The sequence below is a fragment of the Kitasatospora sp. MBT63 genome, assembly GCF_000710465.2.
Taxonomy (GTDB): Bacteria; Actinomycetota; Actinomycetes; order Streptomycetales; family Streptomycetaceae; genus Kitasatospora.
Map to the genome: position 1 here is coordinate 1 of NZ_JAIZ01000388.1, position 1,809 is coordinate 1,809.

Below are 1,809 nucleotides of genomic sequence, written 5' to 3' on the forward strand. Positions count from 1 at the left end.
GCGGAGGTACCGGTCGAGGTGCTCGTCGTGGTGCGCGTCATGACGGGAGGCTCCCTAGTTAGGCATACCTAACCACAGCGCATCCATCCCATCACGCCCGGCCGCCCGCCCGCAACACCTTCCCGACAGCCTGTCGGGAAACTCAGTCCCGCTCACCCAGCCGGGCCAGCGCGCCGTCGTCCCAGCGGGTGCCCAGACCGGTGAAGGTGACCCGGCGCGGATCGCTGTCCTCGGTGGCGCTGCCGCCGATCGCCCGCTCGATCCGGACCTCCAGCCGGTCCTCGGAGAGCTCCTCGACCTTGCCCTCGCCCCACTCCACCACCACCACCGAGTCCGGCAGCGAGACGTCCAGGTCCAGGTCCTCCATCTCGTCCAGCCCGCCGCCGAGCCGGTAGGCGTCCACGTGGACCAGCGCCGGGCCGCCGACCAGCGACGGGTGCACCCGGGCGATCACGAAGGTCGGCGAGGTGACCGCGCCGCGCACCCCCAGGCCCTCCCCCAGGCCCCGGGTCAGGGTGGTCTTGCCGGCCCCCAGCTCACCGGAGAGCAGCACCAGGTCGCCCGGCCGCAGCAGGCCGGCCAGCTCACGGCCGAGCCCGGTCATCAGCTCGGGGGTGGCGACGGTGACGGTGGTTCGGGTGCCCATGGTCGTGCGATGCCCTTCGTCCGGGATGGCGCCGCCCGGCGCGGCGGCTCCCGCTACGGTGCCACACCCCGGACCGCGGCCGCGCACCGCTCAGTCCAGCAGCTCGCGGACGGCCTCCGGCAGCGGCGCCGCGTGCGCCTGGCCGGCCGCCCGGACCAGCAGCGCAGCCAGCTGCCGGTCCACCACCTCGGGGCGCTCCAGCATCACCAGGTGGCCCGCGTCCTCGACCAGCACCAGCTCGGCGCCGGGCAGCCGCGCGGCGATCGCCTCGCTGTGCTCGGGCGGCGTGAGCAGGTCCTTGGTCCCGGCCAGCACCAGGGTGGGGACACCGTCCAGGGCCGACAGCGCCGCCGTCTTGTCGTGCGCGGAGAACGCCGGGTAGAACTCGGCGACCACGTCGATCGGGGTGGCGTCCAGCAGCAGCTCGGCGAACCGGGCCACCGACGGGTCCACGTCCTTGGAGCCGAACGAGAACCGGCGGTAGAACACGCCGGTCACATCGGCGCCGAACCTGCGGGTGGCCTCCACCAGCTCGACCTGCCTGCCGAGCAGCCGCACCACGCCCGGGGCGACCCGGCGCATCAGCCGCGCCCCCGCCACCGGCAGGCCGAAGGTGACGGAGTCCCAGTCGCCGGCCAGCGTGCCGATCAGCGCGACCCCGGCGATCCGTCCCGCGGCCTCGGGCCCGGACGTCCCGGGCGTCCCCGGTGTCCCGGTCGTCCCCGGTGTCCCGGCGCCGAACAGCTCCGGGTGCTGCGCGGCGAGCGCCATCACGGTCATCCCGCCCATCGAGTGGCCCACCAGCACCACCGGGCCCTCGGGCACCACCGCGTCCAGCACCGCCTTCAGGTCGGCGCCGAGCTGGTCGATCGAGGCGGGTTCGCCGGCCACGTAGGACCGCGACCGCTCGGAGCGGCCGTGGCTGCGCTGGTCCCAGAAGACCAGCCGCACCGACTCGCGCAGCACCGCCCGCTGGAAGTGCCAGCTGTCCTGGTTCAGGCAGTAACCGTGGCAGAACACCACGGTCAGCGGCGGCGCGGCCGGCGCCGGCGCGACGCCGAAGCTCTTCCGGCTGCCGGCCCGCACCAGCGCCCCGGAGCCGCCGAGCAGCCCCGGCAGCCCGGCCCGGTCCACCGGCGCCTCGGGCCGCCGGCGGGGGAACC

At 75.2% G+C, this 1,809-nt stretch carries 2 protein-coding genes; both read right to left on the reverse strand.

The genetic code is table 11. The features are described from left to right. Positions 1 to 142 precede the first annotated feature (142 nt). Positions 143 to 646, reverse strand: a complete 504-nt coding sequence (gene tsaE, locus AA75_RS22485) for a tRNA (adenosine(37)-N6)-threonylcarbamoyltransferase complex ATPase subunit type 1 TsaE (protein ID WP_033821989.1) — start codon at positions 644 to 646, stop codon at positions 143 to 145. Between the two features lie 90 nt (positions 647 to 736). After that, positions 737 to 1,809 (reverse strand): alpha/beta fold hydrolase (locus AA75_RS22490; protein WP_033821990.1); only part of this gene is annotated, 1,073 nt, incomplete at its 5' end.